This is a genomic window from Roseomonas sp. KE2513 (assembly GCF_016107305.1).
Lineage (GTDB): Bacteria > Pseudomonadota > Alphaproteobacteria > Acetobacterales > Acetobacteraceae > Roseomonas.
Window position 1 is genome coordinate 1 of the sequence record NZ_RCVR01000145.1, and the last position, 1,075, is coordinate 1,075.

At 62.3% G+C, this 1,075-nt stretch carries 2 protein-coding genes; both read right to left on the reverse strand.

The genetic code is table 11. The features are described from left to right. Positions 1 to 280: 280 nt before the first annotated feature. Complete coding sequence (locus tag D9599_RS30650; RefSeq protein WP_198385121.1) at positions 281 to 589, reverse strand: addiction module antidote protein; 309 nt, start codon at positions 587 to 589, stop codon at positions 281 to 283. A gap of 35 nt (positions 590 to 624) precedes the next feature. Next, complete coding sequence (locus tag D9599_RS30655) at positions 625 to 921, reverse strand: type II toxin-antitoxin system RelE/ParE family toxin (RefSeq protein ID WP_198385122.1); 297 nt, start codon at positions 919 to 921, stop codon at positions 625 to 627. Positions 922 to 1,075 lie beyond the last annotated feature (154 nt).

Here is a 1,075-nt window from a genome sequence, read left to right on the forward strand (position 1 = left end):
TCGGCGACGGGCTCCTTTGTAGTCCGAGCACGGCGTCTCACCGATAAGTCACGATTTGGTGATGTTGCAAGCCAAACGACGCGGCGGCACCGCATCTCTACCGGAAGTTTGAAGCCTAACCTCGGCGCTGAGTTAAAGGCGCTGTCCAAGCTTGGGAGAGAGGCAGCGGGCATGGTCGTAAGGGGCGCGACCCTATGGGGCCCAGATTGCCGAGCCAGCGTCCGGGTTCACCCGCGCGCTATGACATCGAAACGACTCGGTGGGCTGGCAGGTTGCGCAGTCACTCCCCCGCCACGGCCTCATCAGTCGCCGCGACCGCCGCCAACTTCAATCCAAGCGCGCCCATGACCTTCAGCACGGTCCCGAACTCGGGCTTTCCGCCCTCGCTCAGGGACTTGTAGAGGCTTTCCCGACCAAGGCCGGTGGTGCGCGCTACATCGGTCATGCCGTGAGCGCGTGCCACGATGCCGAGGGCATGGCTGACCTCACTGAGGTTGCCAGTGGCGAGAGCTTGGGAGAGAAAATCCGCCTGAGCCTCAGGGCTGTCGAGCATTTCGGCAGGGTCGAAGGGGTAGGTCTTGGTTGCCATTCTCAGATTCCTTTCTCAGATGAGGTAGAGGATGGTCAGTCCTCCAAATCAGCTGCCAGCGCCTTAGCCTTGGCTATGTCGCGGGCCTGGGAGCCCTTGTCGCCGCCGCAGAGCAGGACGATCAGCACCGCCTCGCGCTGGACGAAATAGACCCGGTAGCCGGGTCCGTAGTGAATCCGCAGTTCCGATACGCCGCCGCCGACCGGCTGAACGTCGCCCGGAAGCCCACGTGCCAGCCGGTCGAGACGATCGGCAATCCGCGACTTGGCAACGCGGTCCCGCAGGCCCTTGGCCCACTCGCGGAACTCATCGGTCTGTTGCAGCGTCGGCATAGGTGTATCTTACCGAATACAATCGGAGGGACAAGGGGAAAGTATCCCGAAGGATACACCTTTACGTGAACGCTTAATTCCCTCGCGCGAGAGCAGGCTCACCCCGCTCTCATCGTGCGTGCAGCGGAAAAAATCACGAGGTCGGCTAGCTGGG